The following is a 25,613-nucleotide window of genomic DNA, read 5'->3' on the forward strand; positions in this document are numbered from 1 at the left end:
AGAAACTTTCGGTGTTCTGTCCCTCCGAAAAAAGTGCTCTTTTCCGAGTCCTCTCACGCCCTCGCCGGACCCTGCCGCTCCGGGCACCCTTCCGGAGCCGTCGTCTCCCCGGCGCGTATCATCCCCGCCAGCCTCTCGAGCCCCTCGCGGAACTCGTCGATGTAGCCCTGCATCGAGAGGCTGCCCTCCGGGAAGGGGCAGTCGATGTCGTAGAGCCGCTCGATCATCGGGTCGGAGGGGAGCAGGTCGACAGCGATCCCGGTCTCCTCTGCGGCCTCGACCATCGCCTTCCGAAACGGCCCGATGCAGTAGGCGAGCCGGTGCCGGTAGGTGTCCCGGGTCTTCTCAAGATAGCCCTTCAGCCGGTAGACCTCGATCCGGTGGAAGTCCCGCCGGACCCGCTCGTCCGTGGTCTTGCCGAGCATGTAGTGGTAGTTCCGGTAGGGGTACATGCCCTCGAGCTCCGCAGGCACGGTCCCGCAGGTGCCGAATATGACGATATGGTAGTCGGTCGGGGCGAGGACGCCGTCGATGATCCGCCGGAAGAGTTTATGGCTCGGGCTCTGGCTGTAGGGTTTCCGCACGGCGCAAGGGAGGAAGAGGGCGATCTCTCTTTGCGCCACCCGGTAGTCGTCGATGATGAACCGGTAGGCGTCCTCGAACTCCCTCCGGTAGAACGGCGGGTCGAATAGCTCGATATCGTTCCCGTGCCGGTCCTGCACGATCCTGGCCACCCGCCGGGGCGCGCCCGCACCCGGCACTATCCGCTTTTCCCGCATGAAAAAGTCTTCCCCGTTGAGGGTAGAGCGTTGGCCCGGGAACTGCAAAAACCTGACCCTTCCTGGTGCCGGTATCAGGGCCCGGCCCGGGCGCGAAAGCCGTGGGTCGCTGCATGAAGCGCGCCGGCAGAACAGAGGGAATGATGCCGTGGAGGCTTCCTGGACGCCCCTTCCGCCCATGGGGGAGGGATACGGCCGGAAGCCGGGTTAAAAGAGAAAGATGTAAATATTTGCACCCACAATGGTGTGTTTAGTTCGTATAATTACGAACCAATCATCCAGCCGGCCCCCGGGCCGGAGACCTTAATGAAAAAAGGAGATATGAACCATGAACTCCGAAGACTTCCAGAAGATCATCACGAACGCTATCGACAGCGAAGTAGAGTCGTACACCTTCTACAGGTCGGTCGCCGACAGGGTGAAGGATGCAAACCTGAAGACGCTCTTCCTCGACCTTGCCGAGGACGAGAAGGGCCACCGGGAGTACCTCCAGGGTCTGCTGCTCCGCGATGTAAATCAGATGCACTTTGTCGCGGCCAGGGACTACAAGATCACCGACTCCATCGAAGAGCCCGAGCTCTCGGTCGATATGAAGCCGCTCGACGGCCTGGTCCTTGCCATCAAGAAAGAACTCCAGGCTGCCCAGATGTACACGCAGCTTGCCGCCGCCTCCGCGGATGCAGAGCAGCAGACGGTCTTTGTCCAGCTCGCAAACATGGAGAAGGGGCACAAGGCCCGGCTCGAAGACATCTACACCAACATGGCATACCCTGAGGCGTGGTAACCGCCACCGCCCCTTCACGTCATCTTTCCTCGCAGGGCGGGTCCTCCCCGCCCCTGCGAAAGGAGACCTGTTCTCTCACCGGGATGGTCCCGGTCGCGGGCGAAACGCCCGGGTAGTATTTAAAAATTTTGGATCGCAAATGCCTATGAGCTCAGAAGATCAAGTTATCAGGACAGGAGAATGAAGAAGATCACCATCAAGGGGGCGCGGGAGCACAACCTCAACAATATCACCGTCGAACTCCCGCGCGACCGGCTCATCGTCCTCACCGGGGTGTCCGGATCGGGCAAATCCACGCTTGCCTTCGATACCATCTACGCCGAAGGGCAGCGGCGCTACGTGGAGTCGCTCTCCGCGTATGCACGGCAGTTCCTCGGCCTGATGCGAAAGCCGGACGTCGACAGCATCGACGGGCTCTCGCCCGCCATCTCCATCGAGCAGAAGACGACGTCCAAGAACCCCCGGAGCACCGTCGGCACGGTCACCGAGATCTACGACTACCTCCGGCTCCTCTTTGCCCGGATAGGGACGCCGTTCTGCCCGGAGCACCATATCCCCATCGAAGCCCAGTCGCCGGAGAAGATCGCCGACCACATCGCCGGGACGATGGCCGGGACGGTCACCATCCTCGCCCCGGTCGTCCGGCAGAAGAAGGGGACCTACCAGCAGGTCTTCAAAGACCTCGACCGGGAAGGCTACGCCCGGGTCCGGGTCAACGGCGAGATCCACCGGACGGACGAGGAGATCACCCTCGAGCGCTACCGCAAGCACGACATCGACGTGGTCATTGACCGGCTCTCCGTCGACGAACGCTCAAGGCTCGTCGAGGCGATCGAGAACGCCCTTAAGAAATCAGAAGGCCTCGTCATCGCCGTCGACGAGGACGGCAACGAGGAGACCTGCTCGGCGCTCATGGCCTGCCCGATCTGCGGGATTGCGTTCGAGGAACTCCAGCCCCGGATGTTCTCCTTCAACAGCCCGTTCGGCGCCTGCGAGGAGTGCAACGGGCTCGGGATCAAGATGGAGTTCGACCCGGACCTGATCATCCCGGACAGGAGCAAGTCCATCGCCGACGGTGCCGTCATGCTCTACCGGAACTTCCTCGACGGCTACCGGAGCCAGTACCTCGGCGCCGTCGCAAAACACTTCGGATTCTCGGTCTTAACCCCGATCAAAGACCTCACCGAGCGGCAGTATAAGGCCCTGATGTTCGGCTCACCCGAGCACCTCCGCCTCTCGATGCGGACCAGGAACGGGGACTCGTGGTCGCACTCCGGGACGTGGGAAGGCCTCGCCCCGCAGGCCGAGCGGCTCTACAACCAGACCCAGTCGGAGTACCGCCGCCGCGAACTCGAGAAGTTCATGCGGATCCTCCCCTGCCCGAAGTGCGGGGGCAAGAGGCTCAAAGAGAAGGTCCTCGCCGTGAAGGTCGCCGGGAAGTCCATCGTCGAGGTCACCGACCTCTCGGTCACGGGAGCGCTTTCGTTCTTCCGGACGCTGGACCTCACCGAAAGCCAGCGCGAGATTGCGAAGCAGATCTTAAAGGAGATCATCGCCCGGCTCGCGTTCCTGGAGCAGGTCGGCGTCGGCTACCTGACCCTCTCGCGGAGCGCCGGCAGCCTCTCGGGCGGGGAAGCGCAGCGGATACGCCTTGCAACACAGATCGGGTCGAACCTGACCGGGGTGCTCTACGTCCTCGATGAGCCCTCCATCGGGCTGCACCAGCGCGACAACCGAAAACTCCTCGAGACCCTGCAGCACCTCCGCGACCTCGGCAACACCCTCGTCGTGGTCGAACACGACGAAGACACCATCCGGAGCGCCGACTGGGTCGTCGACATGGGGCCCGGGGCCGGGCTCCACGGCGGCGAGATCGTCGCGGAAGGGCCGCCGGACGCCATCGCGGGAAACCCGGCATCGCTTACGGGGCGTTACCTTGCGGGCGACCTGAAGATAGATGTCCCCGCTGAGCGCCGGAGGAGCGACCGGTTCATCCGGCTTGCGGGCTGCCGGGAGAACAACTTGAAGGGCATCGACGCAAATATCCCCATCGGCGTCCTGACGGTCGTCACCGGCGTCTCGGGGTCGGGGAAGTCCACGCTCATCTACGAGACGCTTTACCGGGCGCTGATGCAGAAACTCCACAACTCCCGGGAGCCTCCGGGGAAATACGACGGCCTCGTCTTCGACGACGACCTGGACAAGGTGATCGTCATCGACCAGAGCCCCATCGGGCGGACGCCGCGCTCGAACCCGGCGACCTACACCAAGGTCTTTGATGAGATCCGCAAGATCTTTGCCGAAACGAAGGAGGCGAAGGTCCGGGGCTACAAGCCCGGCCGGTTCTCGTTCAACGTCAAAGGCGGGCGGTGCGAGGCCTGCCAGGGCGACGGGCTCATCAAGATCGAGATGAACTTCCTCCCCGACGTCTACGTCGAGTGCGAGGAGTGCAAGGGGGCGCGCTACAACCGCGAGACCCTCGAGGTGAAGTACCGGGGCAGGTCGATAGCGGACGTCCTCGACATGAGCGTCGAGGAGGCACTGGCCCTCTTCGAGAACGTCCCCTCGATCAGGAACAGGCTCGACACCCTCTCTAGGGTCGGGCTCGGCTACATCAAACTCGGCCAGAGCTCCACCACCCTCTCGGGCGGCGAGGCGCAGCGGATCAAGCTGACCCGGGAGCTCGCAAAAAGGGCCACGGGGAAGACGATCTACCTCCTCGACGAACCGACGACCGGGCTGCACTTCCACGACGTGAAGAACCTGATCGCGGTCCTCGACGACCTGGTGGCCCGGGGGAACACGATGGTCGTGATCGAGCACAACCTGGACGTGATCAAGTCGGCCGACTACATCATCGACCTCGGCCCCGAGGGCGGGGACGCCGGCGGCGAGGTCGTCGCGACGGGAACCCCCGAGGAGGTCGCCCTGGTCAATGGGAGCTACACGGGTGAGTTCTTAAAGGAGATCCTCAAGAAGCCATGATCGATACCCAGAATCTTCCGACCGAGCCCGGCTGCTACCTCTTCTCCGACAGGGAGGGGGCCATCATCTACGTCGGGAAGGCGAAGAACCTCAAGAAGCGCGTATCGAGTTACTTCTCCCGGCACGACCTCGACCGGAAGACCGAGAGCCTCGTCGCCGCGATCGCCGGCCTCGACTTCATCGTCACCGACACCGAGGTCGAGGCGTTCATCCTCGAGAACACCCTGATCAAGAAGCACCAGCCGAAGTACAACATCGACCTCAAGGACGCGAAGCGGTACGCCTACATCCACATCACCGACGAGCCCTATCCCCGGGTTCACACCGCCCGCCAGCCCGACGGGAACGGCCGGTACTACGGGCCGTTCGTCTCCGCACGGGAGCGCGAAGACCTCCTCCGGCTGTTGAAATCACTCTTCGGGCTCCGGTCGTGTCGGCGCCTCCCCCGGCGTCCGTGTCTCCGGGCGCACATAGGTTCGTGCAGCGCCCCCTGTACCGGGAGGATCGGCGAGGACGAATACCGGGAACGGGTCAGGAGGGCTGAGGCGGTCCTGAAAGGGGATATCGCCGGGCTCATCCGGACGCTCCGCGAGGAGATGGCGGCCTCGGCAGAGCGGCAGGAGTATGAGCGGGCGATGGAGCTCCGCGACCAGATCGCGGCACTCGAGGGGCTGCGCGAACGCCAGCACGTCGACCGGCAGAAGACCTACAACGAGGATATCGTCAACTATATCGTGAGCGAGGGAACCGTCTTTCTGATGCTCTTCAACGTCGACCGGGGAACGCTTGCCGGGAAGCGCGAGTACACCTTCGACGAGACGGAGGGGTTCCTGGAGGAGTTCCTCGTCCGCTACTACGCCGACCACGACCCGCCGGAGGAGGTGCTCCTGCCCGTGCCGGTCGACGACGCGGTCGCCGGCTACCTCTCCCACCTCCGGGGCGGCAGGGTCCGGACGGTCGTGCCGCAGCGCGGCGAGAAGAAGAACCTGCTCGACCTGGTCAAAAAGAACGTCGAGATCGCGTTCTTCGGCGACCGGATCAAACTTGACGAACTCAAACGCCGGCTGCACCTCCCGGACCTCCCCGTCGCGATCGAGTGCTTCGACATCTCCCACCTCTCCGGGACGGCGATGGTGGGCTCGATGGTCCGGTTCCTCTGGGGGAAGCCCGACAAACGGAACTACCGGCGATTCCGGATACGGACGGTCGAGGGCGTCGATGACTTCGCGGCCATCGCCGAGGTGGTCCGCCGGCGCTACTCGCGGCTCCAGAAGGAGGGCGGCGAGTTCCCCGACCTGATCCTCATCGACGGCGGGAAGGGACAGCTTGCGGCGGCAACCGCGGTGCTGAGAGATCTCGGCGTCAGAGTTCCGATCGCGGCGATCGCGAAGCGCGAGGAGGAGGTCTTCGTGCCGGGCTTCTCCCACCCCCTGCCGCTCGAGCGGCACGAGAAGGCGTCGCTCTTCCTCCAGGAGATCCGCGACGAGGCGCACCGGTTCGCGATCACGTATCACAGAACACTCAGGAAGAAGACGGTGGTACCATGACGGCATTTCACCTCAAGGCGGATTTCAAGCCGACCGGCTCGCAGCCCGACGCTATCCAAAAACTCACCGACGGCCTTTCCCGCGGCGAGCAGTACCAGACCCTCCTCGGGGTCACGGGGTCGGGGAAGACGTTTACGATAGCAAACGTCGTCGAGGAGGTCCAGAAGCCCACCCTCGTCATCGCGCACAACAAGACGCTTGCCGCCCAGCTCTACAACGAGTTCAAGTCGTTCTTCCCCGATAACCGGGTGGAGTACTTCGTCTCCTACTACGACTACTACCAGCCCGAGTCCTACATCGCGAAGCGCGACCTCTATATCGAGAAAGACGCCCAGATCAACCCCAAGATCGAGCAGATGCGGCTTGCGGCCACGGCCTCGGTTCTCTCCCGCCCCGACACCATCATCGTCGCCTCGGTCTCCTGCATCTACGGTCTCGGGAACCCCGCGAACTTCCAGGGGATGGGGTTCGAGGTGAAGGTCCGCGACCGGATGCGGCGGGACGACATCATCCGGCGGCTCGTCGACATCCAGTTCGAGCGAAACGACATCGAGCTCATGCCGGGCCGATTCCGCGTGAAGGGCGACACCATCGATATCGTCCCCGGCTACTTCAACAACATCATCCGCATCGAACTCTTCGGGGACGAGGTCGACCGGATCAGCGAGATCGACAAAACCTCGGGCGAACGGCTCGAGGCGATGGACTACTTCTTCGTCTACCCGGCGAGGCACTTCGTCGCCCCGGAGGAGGCGAAAGAGCGGGCGATCGTCTCGATCGAGCAGGAACTCGAGGAGTGGCTCCCGAACCTCGACATGCTCGAGGCGCACCGCCTCCGCCAGCGGACACTCTACGACATCGATATGATCCGCGAGACCGGGACCTGCAAGGGGATCGAGAACTACTCCCGCCACTTCGACGGGCGGAAGGCCGGGGAGCAGCCCTACTGCCTGCTGGACTACTTCCCGGAGGACTTCCTGATGGTGATCGACGAGAGCCACCAGACCCTGCCCCAGGTCCGCGGGATGTACAACGGCGACTACTCGCGGAAAAAGTCGCTCGTGGACTACGGCTTCCGGCTCCCGTCGGCGTTCGACAACCGGCCGCTGAAGTTCGACGAGTTCTCGGGCTACATGCGAAACGTCATCTTCGTCTCGGCGACCCCGGGAGACTACGAACTGAAGCGCTCGAGCGTTGCGGAGCAGATCATCCGGCCCACGGGACTTGTGGACCCGGCGGTCGAGGTCCGGCCGATCGAGGGGCAGATCCCGGACGTGATGGCCGAGATCCGGGCCACCATTGACCGCGGCGACCGCATACTGCTGACGACCCTTACCAAGAGGCTCGCTGAGGAGCTCTCGGAGTATCTCGCTGAGCAGGGGATCAAGACCCGCTACCTCCACTCGGAGATCGACACCATCGAGCGGACGGAGATCATCCGGCAGCTCCGCCTCGGGAAGTACGACGTCCTCGTCGGGATCAACCTCCTGCGGGAGGGGCTCGACATCCCCGAGGTGGGGTTCGTCGGCATCCTCGACGCCGACAAGGAGGGGTTCCTCCGCGACGCGAGAAGCCTCGTCCAGACGATCGGGCGGGCCGCTCGAAACGTCAACGCAAAGGTCGTGCTCTACGCCGACACCATGACCGATTCCATCAAGAAGGCGATGGCCGAGACCGGGCGCCGGCGGGCGATGCAGCTCGACTACAACGTCCGGCACGGCATCACGCCGCAGACGATCGTAAAACCGATCCGCGAGAAAGAGGTCGATATCACCGATATCAAACACGTCCCGAAGTCCGAGGTCCCGAACCTGATCATCGAGCTCGAGGCGGATATGCGGGAGGCGGCGGAGCGCCTGGAGTTCGAACGGGCGATTGCGCTGCGGGATATGATCAAGAAGCTGCAGGAAGGGAAAGCGCGGTAGGAGGGCCGGCGGTGAGAGGAGAAGGAACGCTTACAGGCGCTCTCATGCTTCGAAACATTGTGGCGGGGCTACTACCTGTACACGGCTTTCCAGTGGATATCGCCACGCACTGCCCCCGCCCCTCGGGGCGGGGTGCGATGCTCTGAAAGAGCGGAGCATGAGCACCGCAGGTGCGGTGTGCGACGCTCCGTTAGGAGCGGAGTTGAAGCACCGTAGGTGCGTCTGAGGAGGCCGGAGGCCGGGTGGGGTGGGGGTCACAGGTAGAGCCTTCTGGGGTAGAGACAGGGGAGGGGGGATGCTCCCCCCTCCCCGTCAGCCCCTCCCCCAGTGGCGATACTCCCACGGTCCAGTGTACCGGGTTTTCAAACTGTCCTGTCGGTTTCATTCATCAGCAGAAGGTAACTCAATCGAGGCTCCGTGAGCACGTACATCGCCCGAACTCCCTCAGCGTGAAGCGCCCATCGGCACGCACAGCCGGCCCCCCCTCTCGACAAAAAACAGGTGCAGCCTCCGGACCGCACCCCGTCCTTGTTTACACCTCGGCCGTCGCCTCGACCGGCCGCGCCTGCCCCTGTTCCGGCAGGATGATCCAGAGCAGGATATAAATGATTACCCCCGGGAAGACCGTCGTGAGCACGCTGAGGACGACCCAGATCATCCTGATGACGTTCGGGTCGATCTCGAGATACTCTCCAATACCGCCGCATATGCCGGCGATCCACCGGTCGGACGTCGAACGAGTTAACTTCTTTGCCATGACAAATCCCGGCAAAGTCTTTTGCCGTATGCATAATAGGTGTTTCCCCGGGAAGGGGGACACCGGTACCCAACGATTCATCCCGCTGCAGAACGGGCGGTGCCGCGCTTCCGCTGCCCGGAGCGGGCCTTCCCGGCCGGGGCGCAGGCGTCGCAGCCGCTGCAGATCCCTTCAAAACGCTCCCCGAAGTATTCGAGGAGCACCGTTCTCCGGCACTCCGTCGTGGTGCAGTAATCCACCATACCCTGCAGTTTCGAGCGTGCGACCTCGCGCTGGAACTCGGACGCAAGATCGCGGTCGATGAACGACCGGAGGCGTCGTGCGTCGTCGTCGCTGTAGTAGAGGATGCAGTCGCTCTCGCCGCCGTCCCTTCCGGCCCGGCCGCTCTCCTGGTAGTAGGCCTCGAGGGTCTTTGGCATATCGTAGTGGACGACGAACCGCACATCCGGCTTATCGATCCCCATGCCGAACGCGCTCGTCGCGCAGACGACCGGAACCTTCCCGCCGATGAACCGGTCCTGCGTCCGGGCCCGGGTGGCCGCCGTCATACCGGCGTGGTAGGGGAGCGCCGGTATCCCGCCGGCCCGGAGACGGGCCGCAAGCGTCTCGGCCCCCTCCCGGGTCGCGACGTAGACGATCCCGGAATCCCCTCTCCGGCTCCGGAGATAAGCGCGGAGCCGTTCGTATGCGTCCTCAACCTTCGGGAAAACGGCGTAGCGGAGGTTCTCGCGGTTGAAACTCCCGACGTAGACCGATGGGTTCGCAAGGTTGAGCTGCCGGACGATGTCGTCGCGGACGTCCGGCGTCGCGGTCGCCGTCAGGGCAACCATCGGCACATCCGGGAACCGTTCCTTGAGCACCGCAAGCGACCGGTACTCCGGGCGGAACTGGTGCCCCCACATCGATATGCAGTGCGCCTCGTCGACCGCGATCAGCGTGACCGGAAGGGACGCCATAAGGTCGAGGAAGTCGTCGCCGACCGCCCTCTCCGGCGAGACGTAGAGGATCTGGATGAGGCCTTCGCTGAGTTCCGAGAGGATCCGCCGGGTCGTTGCGTAAGACCCGGAAGAGTTCAGCGCTTCCGCGCCGATCCCGCGGGCCTGCAGGTCGTCAACCTGGTCCTTCATCAGGGCGATGAGCGGCGATATCACCAGCACGACACCGTCGCCCATGAGCGCCGGAACCTGGTAGCAGAGCGATTTGCCGCCTCCGGTCGCAAGCACCGCAAGGACGTCGCGCCCGGCAAGAAGGTCTTCGATGATCTCCCGCTGGTAGGGGTTGAACGCCGTATGTCCGAAGTAGCGCTGCAGGAGCAGATGCAGGCGATCCATCACTATATAAGTGGGCGCTCTACCGGCATAGTATCTTCGGCCCCGGAAATACGGCAGAATACGGCTTGATCTGATATGAATCCTCAGACTGGCTCTGTTGAACTCCTTCTGGATCCTGGTGTAATCAAGGGACGTGTGACTATCCAGATTTTAAGTACCTGAAAAGTCTGAGTACCGGCAATAACACGATCTTAATGAGGAAAGAACCCATGCAGTGGACCGTGGTGGCTATCGCAATGGGGGGGACAGGGGAGGGGGGCATGCCCCCCTCCCCGTCAGCCCCTCCCCCTGCGGCGATATCCCCTTGAAATCCGTGCCACTGTGGCTACTGGATATTGCCAGATATGGAAAATATGAGCGTCGAAGGTGCAAACCGCGCGAACCTTGCAAAGATCAACCTATGGATTCGTTGCAACCGTGGCACGACACGTTCTATAGAGCAAAGTTTTTGAGAAACGTCTCTCCAAAATGAACTTCCACTGAGTTTTCACCCCGTAACCTCGTCCCAGAACCCGGCGACGGCGGAGAAGATCCGCCCCTGGAGTTCAGCAAGGTGTGCCTCGCCGGCCTCGCGCCCTTCGGCCTCGTAAAACCCGCGGTTGATCTCGACCTGGACCCAGGGGACCCTTCTGCGCCGGTAGTGCGCCACCGAGATGAACCCGCCCCGGAAGGGATCGTTCATCGCAACCCGGCCCTCCCCCTCGAACTCCGCCTGGAACGACCGGGCGAGCGCCTGGAGCCACTCCGGCGGGCAGGTCACGAGACCGCCTGCCGTTTTCGGCTTCCCGTTCCGGTCCCCCCGGTTGCTCAGGCAGAAGAGCGGGCGGGGCCGTCCGGCGTCCATCCGGACCGGCGGAGACTGCGGCAGCATGCTGTGGCAGTCGAAGGCGATCTCGATCGGCCGGGTGTCGAGCGCCTCGCTCAGCCGTTTGTGGAACGGGTGGTAGTAGTTCTTCAGAAGCGCTCCTATCAGTTCCCTGCCGGGCGTCTGGCCCTTCCGGAACACCGGCGTCCCGTCCTGCGTGATGACCTTGACCACGCCGTCCTGGGTCCGCGGCGGGTAGTCGTAGGGCGCCCGGTTGGTGTCGACGAAGATCCGTGAAACGTCGAAGTCGACCACCGCCTCCACCGCATCGTCGAACCCGTAAATGCGGCGGGTGTAAGGATCGCTATTGAAGACGATCTCTTTTCGCGTGAGGTTAACGAGACCGCGGAGTTCGGGCGGGACAGAGGTGCCGCTGTGGGGGATCGAGATGAGGAACGGGTATGGACCGTTCAATCCGTCTTCCCCCCGTCGGGGCGGACCCGGGAACTGACGCTCATGCTGCTTCTAACCGCACTTGTATGAGGGCACCCGGTACAAAAGCGCATTGGTCAGGGATACGCCGGGCCCGGGCGGGCATGCATATAAAGGCGGAACGCCTCCTTACTCCTGGGGAACCGTCCTCAACCGGTGAGTGGTATGGCAAGAGAAGAGTGGTCGTCAACGCTGGGGTTCATCCTTGCAAGCATCGGCTCAGCCGTAGGTATCGGGAACATCTGGCGGTTCCCCTACATCGTGGGCGCCAACGGGGGCGGCGCGTTCCTGATCCCGTTCCTGATCGCCGTTTGCCTCTTCGGCCTCCCCCTGATGGTGCTGGAACTTGCCATCGGGCGCTCCACAGGGACGTCGGTCGTCTCCGCTTTTGGGTCGATACGGCAACGGTTCACCGCCGCAGGCCTCTTGATCGTCGCCATCGTCAGCCTGATCCTCGGCTACTACCTCGTGATCGCGAGCTGGGTGCTTGCATATGCCCTCTTCTTCGTCATCGGCCGGCCGGTGGAGTTCGGTGCGTTCACCGATTCCTACCTCCCGCTCGCCTTCTTCCTCCTCTCGGGGCTCGCGGTCTATGTGACGGTGCGGTCCGGGGTCAGGGAGGGGATCGAACGAGCCTCCCGATACCTCATCCCGGTCCTTCTCGTGATCCTCCTCTTCCTCGTGGCCTTCTCGCTCACAGAGCCCGGAGCAGTCGAGGGGATCGGGTTCTACCTCTCTCCTGACTTCTCGAGGCTGACCGACCCTGCCGTCTGGATCGCGGCCTTCGGGCAGGCCTTCTTCTCGCTCTCCGTGGGCATGGGCATCCTGCTCACCTTCGGAAGTTACCTCAAAAGAGAAGCCCTCTTCCGGAACGCCGCCATCATCGCCGGGGCCGATATACTGATCGCGGTCCTTGCCGGGCTCGCGATCTTCCCGCTGGTCTTCACCGCGGGCCTTGATCCCGCAGCCGGGGTGAACCTCGTGTTCATCACCCTGCCCACGGCCTTTACGGAGATCCGGTACGGCATGCTGCTCGGAGCGCTCTTCTTCCTGATGCTCTTTGCTGCGGCGCTCACCTCGGCGGTCTCCATGCTCGAGGTGCCGGTAGCGGCGCTGATGGACTCCTACGGCTACCCCCGGAAACGCGCCACGCTTCTTGTCTTCGCCGCAATCATGCTTCTCGGGCTTCCGTCCGCTCTCAGTTACACCGCCCTGAACCTCGAGGCTTTCGGAATGCCGTTCCTCGACCTCGCCGACTATGCGTTCGGGACGATCGGCCTCATCGTTGCAGGGCTGATCGTGAGCGTCGTCGGAGGGTGGTTCATGAACCGCACCCGGATCTATGAAGAGATCGGCGGCTGCGGGTGGCAGCAGAGGGCCTATATGGCGCTCATCCGCTACGGCGTTCCGGCCATCCTGCTGATCACGCTGATCGGGAGTTTCTTCCGGGTTGGGGGGTAAAACGCCGGGCTATATCTCCGGCACCTGCTCCTCTGCCCGCCTGCTCTTCTCCTGCGCCTGGAGAACGTCGAGGACGTCCTGCATATCGGGCACCGCCGTCGCCGGGTACTCCCCGACGAATATGATGCGCCCGAACTCGTCGACGACGATGTTCGCCCGCCGGGAGTAGCCCTTTATGCTGTCGAAGACGTCGTACATCTGCGCTACGGCGCCGTGGGGCCAGAAATCCGCAAGGAGCCGGGTCCTCCGGATACCGAGCCTCTCCGCCCACGCCCGCTTGCAGGGGACGGAATCCACGCTGATGCCGAGGGCAACGGCACCAAGAGCGTCGAACGCTTTCCGGTTCTCCTCGAGCGCCTCCATCTGCCTGGCGCAGATGCTGGTCCAGGCCAGCGGGTGAAACGAGAGGATAACCCGCTTCCCCGGGAAGCCCGATAACCGGATTTCATGCCCGTTCTGGTCCGGTATCGAGAAATCCTGAGCCAGTTCGCCGACCTCGACCATCCTGCATCACCTGGTGGGACTCCGGCCCCGACACTGATAAAATTTTCTCCCGATCAATCCCGCCCGGCCCCTCCCGGCCACTCTCCCTGCACGGGACCGGCGGCGGCTCCTGCACCCATCCGTTGCTCGACGGGCTTCCCCGGGTGCCCCGCAGGTTTAAGGCTTCTGCTGGCAAGACTACTACAATGCCGCCGGCCACCGATATCGCGATCATCGTCCTCCTGATACTCGCAAACGGCTTCTTTTCGATGGCGGAGTTCGCGCTCGTCTCTGCAAGGATGACACGCCTGCAGAAGAGGGCAGCGGCCGGTGATGCCGGGGCAGCCGCCGCCCTTGAACTTGCCGGGGACCCGACGCGTTTCCTCTCCACCATCCAGATCGGCATCACCCTGGTCGGGATCCTGGCCGGAGCGTTCGGCGGAGCGACGCTCGCCGGGCCTCTCGCGGAAGAATTCGCTAAAATCCCGTTGATTGCCCCATACAGCGGCCCGCTCGCGGTCGTAACCGTTGTCGCCGCTATCACCTACTTAACGCTCGTCATCGGGGAACTGGTGCCGAAACGAGTGGCCATGACTCACGCCGACCGGATCGCGTCGGTGGTCTCGCGCCCGATACGGCTCCTTTCCTGGGCCGCCGCACCGCTCGTCCGGCTGCTGAGTGCCTCGACGGAAGTGGTCCTTGCGGTGCTCAGGGTGCGCAAGCCCTCCGGCCCCGAAGTCACCGAGGAGGACGTCAGGGTCCTCATCGGGCAGGCGACCCGGGCGGGCGTTTTTGAGGAGGCGGAGCAGGATATGGTGGAGAGCGTCTTCCGCCTCGCCGACCGGCGGGTCAGCGTGCTGATGACCCCGCGCCCCGACATCGTGGCCGTGGACGTCGAGGACCCCGCCGAAGAGAACTGGCAGAAGATGGTGGACTCCCGGCACGTTTACTTCCCGGTCTACCGCGACCACCTGGACAACCTGCTCGGCATTGTCTCGGTCCGCACCCTCTGGGCGCGGATGATCGCGGGCGAGCCCCCGGACGTCATGAAGGCGATCGAACCCGCCTTCTTTGTGCCCGAGAGCGTCCTCGCACTCTCGGTCCTCGATGAGTTCAAGACGTCCGGGGCGCGGATCGCCCTCGTCACCGACGAGTACGGGAGCATCCAGGGACTGGTCACCATCCATGATATCATGGAGGCTATCGTCGGCGGCATCCCGTCGGCCGAGCGCCCGCCCGAGGGACCGGCGGTTCGCCGTGAAGACGGGTCGTGGCTCCTCGACGGGATGCTCCCGGTCGACGAGTTCCACGACCTCCTCGACGTGGCAGGTAGCCTGCCGGGGGAAGATCGCGGGTATTACCAGACGCTCGGCGGGTTCGTGATGATGTATCTCGAGCGGACACCCGAGGCCGGCGACCGGTTCGTCTGGGACGGGTTCCGGTTCGAGGTCCTCGATATGGACGGCCACCGGGTCGATAAGGTGCTTGTCACCCCGGTGGAGGGCGGGGAGGAGAAGAAAGAGTAATTTTGGCCGGATTGAAATTTTTCTTGAGCATTGTTGCGTCGCGGGCACGGCTTCCGTGGGGCTATCGCCGAGAGGGGGGTGGGGACAGGGGGGGAATACTCCCCCCTCGAAACCCTTCAGGTTTCTCAAGCTCGCTACGCTCGCACTCCCCACCTGACGGTGGTCGAGCTCCGTTCCTCGAAGTCAGATAGCTTCTCGAACAACTGTCCTATAGACTGACGTTCTCCGAACCATCGCAAGCCCAAGACCTTCGGTCTTCTCCAGAGATGTCCTGTGGGGACATCGCTTACCCCGATGCACGGATTTCATGGGGATATCGCCACGCACTGCCCCCGCCCCTCGGGGCGGGGGAGGAGGCCGGAGGCCGGGTGGGGTGGGGGTCACAGGTAGAACCTCATGCGGTAGAGACAGGGGAGGGGGGAGCATCCCCCCTCCCCGTCAGCCCCTCCCCCATGGTGATACTCCCACGGAAGCCGTGCTTTGTGTTATCAGAAGAAATCAGCAGGCTTGAAGGGCAGTAACACGAGCACTGGAGAACGATGTTCCGCCGGGAACGGAGTGTGAGCACCGGCAGGTGCGAGACACGCAGTCTCCTTGAAATCCGTGCCGGTGTGGCCGCAGAAAAGTGGTTTATGAGTTCATGCAACTACGATAGGGACCGATCCACAGAATGGATTGAAAAAATGTTGAGTAATCCCTACACAATCTCAACCAGGCTGACGTTGAACGTAAGATCCTCGCCCGCGAGGCGGTGGTTCGCGTCGATAGTGACCGTATCGGCCGATACGGCGACGACCGTCGCGGGAATCACCTGCCCGTTCTGCAGGGGTACCCCGACCTGGTCGCCGACCGTCAGGTTCTCGGCGCCGGCGATCCCGGCGGCGTCGAGGACGATGACGAGGTCCTCCCGGTACGGTCCGTAGGCCCGGTCGGCCGGGATGTGAAGGGTCTTTTCCTCACCAACCTGCATCCCGATAACGCCCTCCTCGAACCCCGGGATCATCCTGCCGCTGCCGACGGTAAATCGGAGCGGCTCGCGCCCGGCGGAACTATCGAAGACCGTCCCGTTCTCAAGGGTGCCGGTGTAGTGGACCAGCACCGTGTCTCCGGACTTCACCCGCTCCTCTTCGCTTGCGGTGCAGCCCGAACAGAGAGCCAGGACGCACGCGATCAGCAGCAGGACGCTGAATGCCTGCCCGGACCTCATGAGTCACCCCCGTTCTCGAGCGCCTTTCCAAAGCACTCCACCGCTTCCGCAAACCTGCCCTGCCGATCAAGCGTTCTCCCTTTCAGGTACCATGCCCGGGCATGGCGGGGGTCCATCTCGAGAACCTTATCGAAGCATGCGGCCGCCTGATCGTGCTTGCCCAGGTGGCCGAGAGCGAGTCCCCTGGAGAGCCAGGCATGGACGTCCCCCTCGCCCAGTTCGATGGCCTTATCGAACGCTTTTACGGCATCCTCATGCCGCCCGAGCGCATCCATGAGCCCCCCGGCAGCGTTCCAGACGGCCGCGTTCTTCGGGTCGACCGAGAGCGCCTTCTCGTAACTCACGAGGGCGTCGTCGTACCTGCCCGCCTTCTCGAGCACCGTTCCCCGCATAAAGAGGGTGGCGGGGTTCTCGTCGAGGACGATGATCTTGTCGATGGACCTGACCGCTTCCTCGTAGCGCCCGAGATGAATGAGGGCCGACGAGCGGGCATGAAGGGTCTCGATGCTGGTCGGTTCCCGGTCCAGCACCTGCGTATAGGCGGCGAGGGCATCGTCGTACCTGCCGGCCTTCTCGTGGGCCTCCCCGAGCCTTCGCAGGGTGAGAGCATCCGCCGGATCGGCCTCGATCACCTTCTCAAAGCACTCCACCGCATCAGCGTAGCGCCCGAGCCACATGAAGATCTCCCCGCGCCGCTGCCATGCTGCCCGGTTATCCGGGCTCGCCTCGACGATGCTGTTGGAGCACTCGAGCGCGTCTTCATACCGGCCCATATGCACAAGGGCGCTCTCGAGGGTGTACCACGCTTCGGCGTCGCGCTCATCGCCCTCGAGCACCAGCGCATACTGCTTGATCGCGTCGGCGAACTTCCCGTCACGCTCGAGCGCCATGCCGAACGCCATTCGCGCATCGCGGTCGTCGGGAGCGATCTTCAGGTAGTGCTCATATGCTGCTCCCGCCTCTTCGTGCCTCCCGACGGCTTCCAGCATATCCGCCCGGATCTTCAAGACCGCGGCGTTCGAGGCGTCGGCGGCGAGCACCCGGTCGCAGCACTCGATCGCTTCCCGGTGCCTGCCGAGCCGCGCAAACGCGATGGCGAGCGCAAAGCAGGCGCCGGTATCCTCCGGCCGCTCGGCGGTCACTCTTGCGTAGCAGTCAGCCGCATCCGCGTACTGCCCCATCCTCTCCAGGGCCCGGCCCCGGTTGAACCACGCAAAGAGGTTGCCCGGGTCGGTCTCGACGGCCCGCTTAAAGCACCCGGCAGCCTCCTCGAACCGCCCGAGCGTGGCAAGGACGAACCCGAGGTTCACCAGATGGCCCCCGGCACCCGGATCGGCGGCAAGGAGCGTTTCGTAGCAGTCGGCCGCCGCAGCATAGCGCCCGAGCCCCTCGAAGAGCCACGCCTTCCGGATCAGCGTCCCGGCGTCCCCCGGACCCGTCTCCGCCTCCCGATCGATGGACTCGAGCGCCTCCTCGTATCGCCCGAGGTACTCAAGCGCTCTGCCCCTGCCGAGCAGGGCGGCCCGGTCGCCGGGATCGGCCGAAAGCACCCGGTCATAGCAGGCGAGCGCCTCCTCGTACTGTCCGAGGTGCATGAGCGCATCGCCCCTGCTCTTCTCTGCTGCCGCATCCCCGGGATCGACCCGGAGGAGGGCTCCAAACGCATCCGCCGCCTCCGCGTACCGGGAGAGGTGCAGCAGAGCGTCTCCCTTCCTGTACAGGAGCGCGGGATCATCCTCGCCGGCTTCCTGCATCCGGTCGAGGCACGCCAGCGCGTCGCCGTACCTGCCGAGGTTCATGAAGGCATCCGCCTTCATTGAGCGGGCGACGGCGTTGTGCGGCTCTTTCTCAAGGACCGCGTCCAGGCAGCGGAGGGCCTCGTCGAACCTGCCGAGATGGAGGAGCGCAGTACTGCTCCGCTGCAGGACGGAGACGTTCCCGGGGTCGGCCTCAAGAACGGTCTCGAAGTCCTTCTGCGCCTCCGCATACCGCCCGAGATGGAGCAGCGCAGTTCCCCGGCGGTTGTAGATGATCTCGTTTTGCGCATCGAACCCTGGCGCCTTCTCCTTCCGGAGGGCCTCCTGCTCGTCCCGTTCAAAGAGCGCAAGGTCGGTGCCGCTCCCGATCCACTTCATCCCGGTCATCGCCCGGTTCTCGAGCACGCGGTCGAACGACCGGATCGCCTCGGCATACTGGCCGAGGTGGAAGAGCGCCATGCCGCGGGCGTACCATATCTGGACCTGGCTCTGGTCGTGCTTCAGGATATGGTCGAAACTCTTGACCGCCCGGTCGTAGCGGCCGAGCGTATCGTAGACCATCCCCATCGAGTAGCGCACCGGGATATGGTCCGGGTCGGCGAGGGCGACCTTATCGAAGCATTCCATCGCCTCTGCGTAGCTTCCGGCCCGGAGAAGCAGCACGCCGCGGTGGTACAGGGCGGGGATGTTGGGCTCGACGGCAGCAATCTCGGCGTAGCACCCGGCGGCGTCCGGGAACCGGCCGAGGTGTTCGAGCGCCCGGGCTTTGCCGTAGAGCGCGTCGAGGTTGCGGGGTTCCGCCTCAAGCAGCCGGCTGAACGCCTCGACGGCTCCGGGATAATCCCCCTGGTATAAAAGAGCGGTCCCGATTCTTGCAAGGGCATCGGTGCTCTCGGGGTTCATCCTGAAGATCTTCGCAAAGCAGGCCGCTGCTTCCCGATAGTCACCGGTCCGCTCGAGCATCCTCCCGTGCTTCTCCCGCAGGACAACGTTCTCCGGGTTTCCCGCCAGCGCCTGAGCGTAAGCAGCTGCAGCATCGGTGTACCGGCCGAGGTTCTCAAGCATCTCTCCCTGCCAGTACCGGGCGTTCGTATCTGCGGCGATCGACGCGAAACACCCGGCCGCCTCCTCGTAGCCGCCGGTCCGGGCGAGGACGTGTCCCAGTGCCCGCAGTGTTTCGGCATCACCGGGAGACGACTCGAGCGCCTTTCTCAGCCACTCCGCGGCTTCTTCGTCCCTGCCGAGACAGGCGAGCGCCCGGCCCAGGGAGAGCCGGACCGGACCGTTTTCGGGATCGACCTTGAGCGCCTTCTCGAAACTCTTCACCGCTTCATTGTAGTTCCCGGCCTCGAACTGAGACATTCCCTGCTTTATCGAGGGGTTTGCACCCTTTCCCTGACCCAGAATATTACCGAAGAAATCCATCCGACACCATCTGCCCGTTTACTCCACGATTGCTCAACGCTGCACTCCCCATCAACGGTTGCCTGTGGAGGCGGCAACCGCTGTTTTCTCAGATTGATGCGCCGACCAGTATTTGAAAGAACCGGTTTGTGCAGGCAAGCAGGTTCAGACAATAGTGGGTGTTATGGATTCAAAAGAGTGCCGCCGCAAAAAGCACGTATCGTGCCGGAGCACGGGATCCCCCCGCAGAATGCAGGGTGCGATCCCGGATGAGGGCGCCTTCTCCTCGCTCAAACGTCCATGATAGGTTCGAACTGCGCTTTGCCGACCGGGCCGTGGAAACTCGATATCTGCGGGTCCATCCCGCAGACCGGGCAGGTGTAGTCTTCCGGCAGGTCCTCGAATGCAGTGCCCTTCGGATAGCCGCGGAGCGGTTCGCCGCGCTTTTTATCGTAGACGTAGCCGCAGATCTTGCAGACGTACTTGGTCGGCTCCCAGAGCTCGAACCCCCACGTCCCGATCTGTCCTTTCCCGGTCGCCCCACAGACCGGGCATACGTAGTCCTCCGGCAGGTCTTCAAACGCAGTACCTGCCGGGATGCCCCGGTGGGGCTCGCCCCGTAGCGGGGAGTAGACGTAGTTGCAGTACTTGCACCGGTAGCGTTTCACTTTCTCCATAGGCATCACGTTCACCTCGCGGGAATTACCCCGCACGAAGGGGGTTTTACCTGATAAGGTTTCGCTTCCCATGTCCGGCAGAGGCACGCGGCCTGGTTTCCGGATTGCGAGGACGGGAGAAAGGGTTTAAGAGTCCTGCCGCCTGCTGCCGGTAACGGCGCGGAAGAGGAGCGACAGGACGAGCGTGAGGACGATCAGGATCGCTCCGAAGAAGAGGAGCGCTATCATGCCGACCCGGCCGAGCCCGGATCTCGGCACCTGCCCCTGCCACGAGAATCCCGGCGTCCACGCCGCCTGCCCGCCGGGACGGTACCGCTGGAACGGGTCACGCGGCGCAGAGCCGGCACCACCCCGGAGGGCGAGGTCGTAGCGCGCACGGGCATCGGGGTCGATCAGCGTCTCGTAGGCCTGCTGGATGGCGATGAACCGCTCGTTTGCGTCGGGGTCCGGGTTGATATCCGGGTGATACTGTTTTGCGAGCCTCCGGTAGGCCGCCCGGATCTCGTCGGGCGCGGCGTCGGGAGCGACGCACAGGATCTCATAATACGTCTGCACAGGAGGCATCACGCGGTCTCATCGTATGCTACTTCGCCCGTATCCCCGTTCACCGTCACCCGGGTGCCGGGTGGAAGGCGGGAGAACTCCGGCGGGAGGCGGTCGACCATGGGGATCCCTGCGATGATCGCCCCGACCGCGATGATCGGTTCGGCCTCGGTGTTGATGATCGCTGCGGGAGCAAGCCCGTTCTGCTTTAACGCGTAGATAACGTAGGACCCGACCGTCGAGCCCTTCCCGTACGGGAATGCCAGCACGCGTCCGGCGATGGATTGCCCTTCAAGCGGGTGCCCGTGCTCCACGACGGTCCCGGTATTCGGGTCGACGCCCGAGAGGAACGATATGGGTTCGGCGGATATGAGGAGTTCTCCGTCTGCGATACCCCTGGATATGCTTCTGCCTTGCATGATCACTGCCACCACATTATAATGTGGTTGGAGATCCAACTATATGAGTGACATGGACGAAACCATTGGCAGCACTCCCGGCAGCGAGCACGACATGCTCATGCTCCAGATCCAGGACCTGAAGGCGCAGATCCTGGATTACAAACTCAAGAATGAGTTGCTGGAAAAAGAGCTCCTGCAACTCAGGAAAGAGAATGCTCAGTTAAAACGGGTGCCGCTGTTTGTTGCCGCTGTGGTTGATGTGCTTGAGAATGGCGAAGTGTATCTCCGGCAGCAGGGCAACAACCAGGAATACGTCACCGTGGTCAACGAGAAACTCCACCGCACCCTCAAGCCCGGAATGAAGGTGGCGGTGAACAACACCCTCTCGATCGTCAAGACGATCGGCAACATCTATGACGCGAGGGTCAGGGTCATGGAGCTCGATGAGCAGCCGAGCGTGACGTTCGAGCAGATCGGCGGCCTGAAAGAAGAGATCGAAGAGGTCCGAGAAGCCGTCGAGTACCCGCTCACGAAACCCGAGATCTACGAGCGCGTGGGCGTGGAGCCCCCGAAGGGCATCCTCCTCTACGGCCCGCCCGGCACGGGGAAGACCCTGATCGCAAAGGCGGTTGCCCGCCAATCAAAGGCCCGGTTCATCAGGATGTCCGGGAGCGAACTCGTCCACAAGTATATCGGGGAGGGTGCGCAGCTTGTGCGCGAGCTCTTCGTCCTCGCACGGGAGCGCGCTCCGGCGATCGTCTTCATCGACGAGATCGATGCGATCGGGAGCATGCGTACGAACGACGGGACCTCCGGGAGCGCCGAGGTCCAGCGGACGCTGATGCAGCTCCTGGCCGAGATGGACGGCTTCGGGAACCGCGGCAACATCCGGATCATGGCCGCGACGAACCGGATCGACATGCTGGACCCGGCCCTCCTCCGTCCCGGCCGGTTCGACCGGATCATCGAGGTCCCGCTGCCGGATGCCGGAGCACGCCATGAGATCCTGAAGATCCACACCGCGAAGATGGCGCTTGCCGGGAGCGTTGACCTGCCCTCGCTTGCGGAACTCGCCGGGGACACCACCGGCGCGGAGCTGCAGGCGATCTGCCGTGAGGCCGGGATGATGGCGATCCGGCGGGACGCTGAAGCTGTCGAACAGGAGGACTTCCTTCTTGCAGTCAAGAAGGTGAAGCGCGAGGTGGCGGCGCCCGACAGCCGCATGTATCTTTGATGGGGGTTTTTCTTCCCCGCCGATCTTTTTTGTTTGCACCTGCCGCCGGGGTATGAAAGGGAGCATCCTGAAATCCTGATGCCGAGGGGTTCGAGGATTTCCTGGGTGCTCGCATATCGAAATCCAAAGTTCTGCCAGTCGCAGGCATGATACACGGATTCCGAGGGAGTATCGCCATTGGGGAGGGGCTGACGGGGAGTGCGATGCTCCGAAGGAGCAGAGCTTGAGCACCGGAGGTGCGAGTGCGATGGGCGGAACGCCCGGAGCTCGACCACCGTCAGGTGGGGAGTGCGAGCGTAGCGAGCTTGAGAAACCTGAAGGGTTTCGAGGGGGGAGACCCCCTCCCCTGTCTCTACCTCATAAGGGATATCTGTAAACCCCACCCCACCGGCCTTCGGCCTCCTCACCCGCACCTGCGGTGCCTCAACTCCGCTCCTAGCGGAGCGTCGTTCCCCGCCCCTTGGGGCGGGGGCAGTGCGTGGCGATATCACCACGGTCCACTCCACCGGGCTTTACAATAGTTTATAACTTCAATTTCTCTCAGGATACATTCCCACCGACGAAGCCCCGGGGCGCTCTCGAAGGAAACCTTATCGACCTCACGCACCCACAGATATGCAATGAACGTCCTCCTCATTCAGCCGGAGGGGGTTGACCTCTACGCCACCCTGCTCAAATCCGAGACCAGCAGAGGCGTTCTTCGTTTTTATCAGCCTGATCGGCTCGCGTACGGCATACGTATCCGGACGGCGTCGCTTGGGAGTGCGCTTGCCCTCGTCTCCGAACTCCGGTGGTACATCCAGCGCTACGTCGAGGAGGTTCTCTTCGAGCCCGGGGAGGGCATATTCTGCTCGTTCGGGCTTGCCCGGCAGATCTACGAGCGGGACGCGAAACCCGCGTCCCCATGGAGGTACCGTTGCCTCTACCGGATCGCCGGCGACCACATGGTCGATACGATCTGGATGGACGAGGGCACGGCGCCGGAGACATACGCCGACCGGACGGAGCCTGAGGATACGCTGCTCGAGGTCTGGTGCGCTGAAGAGGAGTATCCGGCAGGGTAGGGCGGCCGGAAGGGGTTGTACAGGTTTTTTGCGGTTCCTTCAGAAGCGATTGAATTAAAAGACATGCATGTCAATTCACTAGAATAACTAATTCAGCTCTGCTGAAACTCCTTCTGTTTGCTCTAGAGGGTTGCAATCCAGAGGCACTCGGGGGCATGGTTTTCGCCTTCTTAATCAGTGGAAGTGGGTAAGTCTGTAGCAAACTCATATGCGGCTTTCCACCCAGCATCGCCATTGGGGGAGGGGTTTCAGGGGGGGGAATATTCCCCCTCACGGTGATACCCCCACGGTCCACTGCACAGTGACATGCCCGAGAAAAAAAGCCGATCTCGAGGACAGGCCGAATCCAGCACCCACCTATTGGGGTGGGGAAAGATCCGAACAGAGTATCAGCAGAGCCCTATACCCTGACAAAGCGCGGGTCTGTCTCCTGAGCCCGGGCGTAACAACGATCCGCCTCATCGGGTTTTCCCAGACTCGACAATATCTCTCCCTTCATCCACCAGGCCGTAGCATACTCCGGATCGAGCTCAAGAGCCCTGTCAACGGATTGGAGCGCATCCTGATACCTTTTGAGGTTGTAGAGTGCGACACTTTTGCCCAGCCAGGCTTCTTCAAATTGGGGATCAAGTTCGAGAGATGTATTGAAGCACTCCAACGCCTGCTCGAACTGGTTGTCGTGGGCGTTGAAGTGCAACCCCTGCCTGTACCATTCCATCGCGGCGGTTTGTTGAGTGCAGCCGCAACTGCAGCAGAGTGCGGCCAGCACCACGACGGTTAAAACAAGGTGTTCTTCTGTTCCTGTCCTTTTGCTCATTCTCACAGAAAATACCTGGCCGCACCTCATATAAATCGTTCTATGCGCTTGCGAAAAGATACGGGGCGGTTACAGGCGGCGAAACCGGAGTGCCGGCGCCGGACCTGCCCGATGGCAAGAACCATATGGCATTCCGGCGCAATTCGGATAAGGAAGAACCGTATGCCCGCACCTGCCCCCTCCCTCGAGACAACCGTCGGTTCGCTCACGCTCAAGAACCCGTTCCTGCTGGCCTCAGGCCCGCCGGCCGCGTCCGGCGAACAGATCCGGCGTGCGTTCCGGCTCGGCTGGGCGGGTGCGGTCACGAAGACCATCGTCCCGGACACGATGGAGATCCGGGACGTCTCGCCCCGGTTTGCGGCCTGGAAGGACGGGAATTCCCGGTCCCCCTCATGGGGATCGGCGGGATATCCCGCTGGCAGGACGCCGCTGAGTACATAGCGGCCGGAGCGTCGGCGGTCCAGGTCTGCACGGCGGTGATGTGGGAGGGGGCAGGCATCGTCCGCGGGATGAACGAGGGCCTCTCCGAATACCTTTCGCGCAAGCGCTTCACCGGTGTCGCGGCGCTCAGGGGCCGCGCCCTCGCGAGGATCGGAACACATGCGGCCCTCTCCCGGGATGAACGGCTCTTTGCATCCCGAAGGTTCCCGGAGCGGTGCATATCCTGCGGCCGCTGCGTAACGGCCTGCCGCGACGGCGGATACCATGCCATCTCGATAACGGACAGAGAGGTCATCATCGAGACGAACCTCTGCGACGGGTGCAGCCTCTGCTCCCACGTATGCCCCAATGGCGTGATCGTGATGCTGCCCGGTGCGTGAACTGCCGGCTACCGGCTAAATGTGGGAAGATCAAACACTGATGCATGCAACCGAGCTGGACCGGCGGCGGTCTGAGGTTCTCCTACTGCACCGAGCACGACCTTCCTGATATATCCCGGATGCTCGCAAAGGAGTCGGTCTGCAGGTGGCTGTGCTTTGGGCCGAATACGGATGAGGCCACACGGTCCTACTTCCTGCCCCTGATCGAGGAGATGCAGACGGCGTTTCAGGAAGGGAGAGAGCCGGACCACCACGTCTTCACGGTAAGGCTGGAGGATACCGGGGACTTCGTCGGGCAGTGTGCACTGTTTCCGGTCGATTTCAGCCCGGGATCGTTTCTGATCGGCTACCAGCTCGATGATACATACTGGAAACAGGGCTACGGCACCCTGGCCTGCACCTTTCTGGTCTATTTCGCGTTCATCGTGCTCGATGGTTACCGGCTGAACGGCGACACCGTTGCCGGCAATACGGCATCACGGCGGGTGATGGAAAGATGCGGCTTTGTCCTGGAGGGTATCCAGAGGCAGTACTGGTGTGCCGGGGGCGAATATCACGATCGCCTGATCTTCGGCCTTCTCAAGAGTGATCTTGCCCCGGAACGCCTGTCGGAACTGGGGGAGACGTTCACGGCGGCATAATAGTTGACCATGCACTGATGCTGGATATACCGGCTCTGTCAAGTCCCTGTTTTGGTTCTGAAGGTCGTAACTGGGGGGCAGGCTGTCCGGAGTTCGAGCACCGTCAGGTGCGAGATGTAACAAACAGAGCAGTCAAAATGGGAGAATATCGCGGTGCAGTGGACCGTGGGGG

Annotated in this window: 22 protein-coding genes; 11 read left to right on the forward strand and 11 right to left on the reverse strand. The window is 63.0% G+C overall.

Going from position 1 to position 25,613, the window contains the following annotated elements:
- Positions 1–53: 53 nt before the first annotated feature.
- On the reverse strand, positions 54–779 hold the full coding sequence (locus HL657_RS08155; RefSeq protein ID WP_317296326.1) for a DUF5591 domain-containing protein: 726 nt from the start codon (positions 777–779) through the stop codon (positions 54–56).
- 328 nt (positions 780–1,107) lie between these two features.
- On the opposite strand from HL657_RS08155, the gene HL657_RS08160 reads away from it, so the two are divergent.
- The 4 genes from HL657_RS08160 (at position 1,108) to uvrB (ending at position 8,020) form a co-directional block, all read left to right on the forward strand.
- Positions 1,108–1,563: a ferritin-like domain-containing protein gene (locus HL657_RS08160; RefSeq protein ID WP_317296327.1), complete on the forward strand. Its 456-nt coding sequence runs from the start codon at positions 1,108–1,110 to the stop codon at positions 1,561–1,563.
- Between the two features lie 180 nt (positions 1,564–1,743).
- On the forward strand, positions 1,744–4,548 hold the full coding sequence (gene uvrA / locus HL657_RS08165; protein ID WP_317296328.1) for an excinuclease ABC subunit UvrA: 2,805 nt from the start codon (positions 1,744–1,746) through the stop codon (positions 4,546–4,548).
- Positions 4,545–6,095 carry an excinuclease ABC subunit UvrC gene (uvrC, locus tag HL657_RS08170; RefSeq protein WP_317296329.1) on the forward strand — a complete coding sequence of 517 codons (1,551 nt, stop codon included), beginning with the start codon at positions 4,545–4,547 and terminating at the stop codon, positions 6,093–6,095. Before uvrA ends, uvrC begins: the two co-directional genes overlap by 4 nt.
- A complete protein-coding gene (gene uvrB, locus HL657_RS08175; RefSeq protein WP_317296330.1) occupies positions 6,092–8,020 on the forward strand; it encodes an excinuclease ABC subunit UvrB in 1,929 nt (642 codons plus the stop codon). The genes uvrC and uvrB overlap by 4 nt, the downstream gene beginning before the upstream one ends.
- A 532-nt stretch (positions 8,021–8,552) precedes the next feature.
- Here uvrB and HL657_RS08180 read toward each other — a convergent pair.
- The 3 genes from HL657_RS08180 to HL657_RS08190 all read right to left on the reverse strand — a co-directional run bounded on the left by HL657_RS08180 (position 8,553) and on the right by HL657_RS08190 (position 11,387).
- Complete coding sequence (locus HL657_RS08180; RefSeq protein ID WP_048112285.1) at positions 8,553–8,777, reverse strand: PspC domain-containing protein; 225 nt, start codon at positions 8,775–8,777, stop codon at positions 8,553–8,555.
- 77 nt (positions 8,778–8,854) lie between these two features.
- The gene (locus HL657_RS08185) at positions 8,855–10,108 is read right to left on the reverse strand and encodes a RecQ family ATP-dependent DNA helicase (protein WP_317296331.1); all 1,254 of its coding nucleotides are present in this window, start codon (positions 10,106–10,108) and stop codon (positions 8,855–8,857) included.
- A gap of 487 nt (positions 10,109–10,595) precedes the next feature.
- The gene (locus HL657_RS08190) at positions 10,596–11,387 is read right to left on the reverse strand and encodes an N-formylglutamate amidohydrolase (RefSeq protein WP_317296332.1); all 792 of its coding nucleotides are present in this window, start codon (positions 11,385–11,387) and stop codon (positions 10,596–10,598) included.
- Positions 11,388–11,570: 183 nt separating this feature from the next.
- On the opposite strand from HL657_RS08190, the gene HL657_RS08195 reads away from it, so the two are divergent.
- Positions 11,571–12,866 (forward strand): sodium-dependent transporter, encoded by a 1,296-nt coding sequence (locus HL657_RS08195; RefSeq protein ID WP_317296333.1) that lies wholly within the window; start codon positions 11,571–11,573, stop codon positions 12,864–12,866.
- Between the two features lie 9 nt (positions 12,867–12,875).
- Here HL657_RS08195 and HL657_RS08200 read toward each other — a convergent pair whose 3' ends face one another.
- Positions 12,876–13,370 carry a redoxin domain-containing protein gene (locus HL657_RS08200; RefSeq protein ID WP_317296334.1) on the reverse strand — a complete coding sequence of 165 codons (495 nt, stop codon included), beginning with the start codon at positions 13,368–13,370 and terminating at the stop codon, positions 12,876–12,878.
- Between the two features lie 185 nt (positions 13,371–13,555).
- Here HL657_RS08200 and HL657_RS08205 point away from each other — a divergent pair, with 185 nt between their 5' ends.
- Positions 13,556–14,875 carry a hemolysin family protein gene (locus HL657_RS08205; protein WP_317296335.1) on the forward strand — a complete coding sequence of 440 codons (1,320 nt, stop codon included), beginning with the start codon at positions 13,556–13,558 and terminating at the stop codon, positions 14,873–14,875.
- A 697-nt stretch (positions 14,876–15,572) separates the two neighbouring features.
- On the opposite strand, the gene HL657_RS08210 is transcribed toward HL657_RS08205, so the two are convergent.
- From HL657_RS08210 to HL657_RS08230, 5 genes are all read right to left on the reverse strand, one after another.
- The gene (locus tag HL657_RS08210) at positions 15,573–16,082 is read right to left on the reverse strand and encodes an FKBP-type peptidyl-prolyl cis-trans isomerase (RefSeq protein ID WP_317296336.1); all 510 of its coding nucleotides are present in this window, start codon (positions 16,080–16,082) and stop codon (positions 15,573–15,575) included.
- Positions 16,079–19,264, reverse strand: coding sequence for a tetratricopeptide repeat protein (locus tag HL657_RS08215; protein ID WP_317296337.1), 3,186 nt, complete (start codon positions 19,262–19,264; stop codon positions 16,079–16,081). The genes HL657_RS08210 and HL657_RS08215 overlap by 4 nt, the downstream gene beginning before the upstream one ends.
- 269 nt (positions 19,265–19,533) lie before the next feature.
- Positions 19,534–19,920: a rubredoxin gene (locus HL657_RS08220; RefSeq protein WP_317296338.1), complete on the reverse strand. Its 387-nt coding sequence runs from the start codon at positions 19,918–19,920 to the stop codon at positions 19,534–19,536.
- 126 nt (positions 19,921–20,046) lie between these two features.
- Positions 20,047–20,484, reverse strand: coding sequence for a J domain-containing protein (locus HL657_RS08225; RefSeq protein ID WP_317296339.1), 438 nt, complete (start codon positions 20,482–20,484; stop codon positions 20,047–20,049).
- Positions 20,484–20,882 carry a DUF126 domain-containing protein gene (locus tag HL657_RS08230; protein WP_317296340.1) on the reverse strand — a complete coding sequence of 133 codons (399 nt, stop codon included), beginning with the start codon at positions 20,880–20,882 and terminating at the stop codon, positions 20,484–20,486. Before HL657_RS08230 ends, HL657_RS08225 begins: the two co-directional genes overlap by 1 nt.
- Before the next feature lie 43 nt (positions 20,883–20,925).
- On the opposite strand from HL657_RS08230, the gene HL657_RS08235 reads away from it, so the two are divergent.
- Both HL657_RS08235 and HL657_RS08240 read left to right on the forward strand, forming a co-directional pair.
- Positions 20,926–22,098: a proteasome-activating nucleotidase gene (locus tag HL657_RS08235; RefSeq protein ID WP_317296341.1), complete on the forward strand. Its 1,173-nt coding sequence runs from the start codon at positions 20,926–20,928 to the stop codon at positions 22,096–22,098.
- A 620-nt stretch (positions 22,099–22,718) separates the two neighbouring features.
- Positions 22,719–23,162, forward strand: coding sequence for a DUF5804 family protein (locus HL657_RS08240; protein WP_317296342.1), 444 nt, complete (start codon positions 22,719–22,721; stop codon positions 23,160–23,162).
- Between the two features lie 400 nt (positions 23,163–23,562).
- On the opposite strand, the gene HL657_RS08245 is transcribed toward HL657_RS08240, so the two are convergent.
- Positions 23,563–23,979, reverse strand: coding sequence for a tetratricopeptide repeat protein (locus tag HL657_RS08245; protein WP_317296343.1), 417 nt, complete (start codon positions 23,977–23,979; stop codon positions 23,563–23,565).
- Positions 23,980–24,141: 162 nt separating this feature from the next.
- Between HL657_RS08245 and HL657_RS08250 the strand changes: the two genes are divergently transcribed.
- Genes HL657_RS08250 through HL657_RS08260 form a run of 3 tightly spaced genes read left to right on the forward strand, consistent with a single transcriptional unit; the run spans position 24,142 to position 25,441 of the window.
- Positions 24,142–24,420: a beta/alpha barrel domain-containing protein gene (locus tag HL657_RS08250; protein WP_317296344.1), complete on the forward strand. Its 279-nt coding sequence runs from the start codon at positions 24,142–24,144 to the stop codon at positions 24,418–24,420.
- Positions 24,372–24,800, forward strand: a complete 429-nt coding sequence (locus HL657_RS08255) for a 4Fe-4S dicluster-binding protein (RefSeq protein ID WP_317296345.1) — start codon at positions 24,372–24,374, stop codon at positions 24,798–24,800. Before HL657_RS08250 ends, HL657_RS08255 begins: the two co-directional genes overlap by 49 nt.
- Before the next feature lie 44 nt (positions 24,801–24,844).
- Positions 24,845–25,441 (forward strand): GNAT family N-acetyltransferase, encoded by a 597-nt coding sequence (locus tag HL657_RS08260; protein ID WP_317296346.1) that lies wholly within the window; start codon positions 24,845–24,847, stop codon positions 25,439–25,441.
- The last annotated feature ends 172 nt before the right edge of the window (positions 25,442–25,613 follow it).

Source organism: Methanoculleus nereidis, assembly GCF_032944295.1.
In the GTDB taxonomy this organism is placed as follows: domain Archaea; phylum Halobacteriota; class Methanomicrobia; order Methanomicrobiales; family Methanoculleaceae; genus Methanoculleus; species Methanoculleus nereidis.

What these genes read in the sequence shown, in the direction of transcription:
- HL657_RS08155 (WP_317296326.1), bottom strand. Translation starts at nt 779, where the DNA reads ATGCGGGAAAAGCGGATAGTGCCGGGTGCGGGCGCGCCCCGGCGGGTG.
- HL657_RS08160 (WP_317296327.1), top strand. Translation starts at nt 1,108, where the DNA reads ATGAACTCCGAAGACTTCCAGAAGATCATCACGAACGCTATCGACAGC.
- uvrA (WP_317296328.1), top strand. Translation starts at nt 1,744, where the DNA reads ATGAAGAAGATCACCATCAAGGGGGCGCGGGAGCACAACCTCAACAAT.
- uvrC (WP_317296329.1), top strand. Translation starts at nt 4,545, where the DNA reads ATGATCGATACCCAGAATCTTCCGACCGAGCCCGGCTGCTACCTCTTC.
- uvrB (WP_317296330.1), top strand. Translation starts at nt 6,092, where the DNA reads ATGACGGCATTTCACCTCAAGGCGGATTTCAAGCCGACCGGCTCGCAG.
- HL657_RS08180 (WP_048112285.1), bottom strand. Translation starts at nt 8,777, where the DNA reads ATGGCAAAGAAGTTAACTCGTTCGACGTCCGACCGGTGGATCGCCGGC.
- HL657_RS08185 (WP_317296331.1), bottom strand. Translation starts at nt 10,108, where the DNA reads ATGGATCGCCTGCATCTGCTCCTGCAGCGCTACTTCGGACATACGGCG.
- HL657_RS08195 (WP_317296333.1), top strand. Translation starts at nt 11,571, where the DNA reads ATGGCAAGAGAAGAGTGGTCGTCAACGCTGGGGTTCATCCTTGCAAGC.
- HL657_RS08200 (WP_317296334.1), bottom strand. Translation starts at nt 13,370, where the DNA reads ATGGTCGAGGTCGGCGAACTGGCTCAGGATTTCTCGATACCGGACCAG.
- HL657_RS08205 (WP_317296335.1), top strand. Translation starts at nt 13,556, where the DNA reads ATGCCGCCGGCCACCGATATCGCGATCATCGTCCTCCTGATACTCGCA.
- HL657_RS08210 (WP_317296336.1), bottom strand. Translation starts at nt 16,082, where the DNA reads ATGAGGTCCGGGCAGGCATTCAGCGTCCTGCTGCTGATCGCGTGCGTC.
- HL657_RS08215 (WP_317296337.1), bottom strand. Translation starts at nt 19,264, where the DNA reads ATGGATTTCTTCGGTAATATTCTGGGTCAGGGAAAGGGTGCAAACCCC.
- HL657_RS08220 (WP_317296338.1), bottom strand. Translation starts at nt 19,920, where the DNA reads ATGGAGAAAGTGAAACGCTACCGGTGCAAGTACTGCAACTACGTCTAC.
- HL657_RS08225 (WP_317296339.1), bottom strand. Translation starts at nt 20,484, where the DNA reads ATGCCTCCTGTGCAGACGTATTATGAGATCCTGTGCGTCGCTCCCGAC.
- HL657_RS08230 (WP_317296340.1), bottom strand. Translation starts at nt 20,882, where the DNA reads ATGCAAGGCAGAAGCATATCCAGGGGTATCGCAGACGGAGAACTCCTC.
- HL657_RS08235 (WP_317296341.1), top strand. Translation starts at nt 20,926, where the DNA reads ATGAGTGACATGGACGAAACCATTGGCAGCACTCCCGGCAGCGAGCAC.
- HL657_RS08240 (WP_317296342.1), top strand. Translation starts at nt 22,719, where the DNA reads ATGAACGTCCTCCTCATTCAGCCGGAGGGGGTTGACCTCTACGCCACC.
- HL657_RS08245 (WP_317296343.1), bottom strand. Translation starts at nt 23,979, where the DNA reads ATGAGCAAAAGGACAGGAACAGAAGAACACCTTGTTTTAACCGTCGTG.
- HL657_RS08250 (WP_317296344.1), top strand. Translation starts at nt 24,142, where the DNA reads ATGCCCGCACCTGCCCCCTCCCTCGAGACAACCGTCGGTTCGCTCACG.
- HL657_RS08255 (WP_317296345.1), top strand. Translation starts at nt 24,372, where the DNA reads ATGGGGATCGGCGGGATATCCCGCTGGCAGGACGCCGCTGAGTACATA.
- HL657_RS08260 (WP_317296346.1), top strand. Translation starts at nt 24,845, where the DNA reads ATGCAACCGAGCTGGACCGGCGGCGGTCTGAGGTTCTCCTACTGCACC.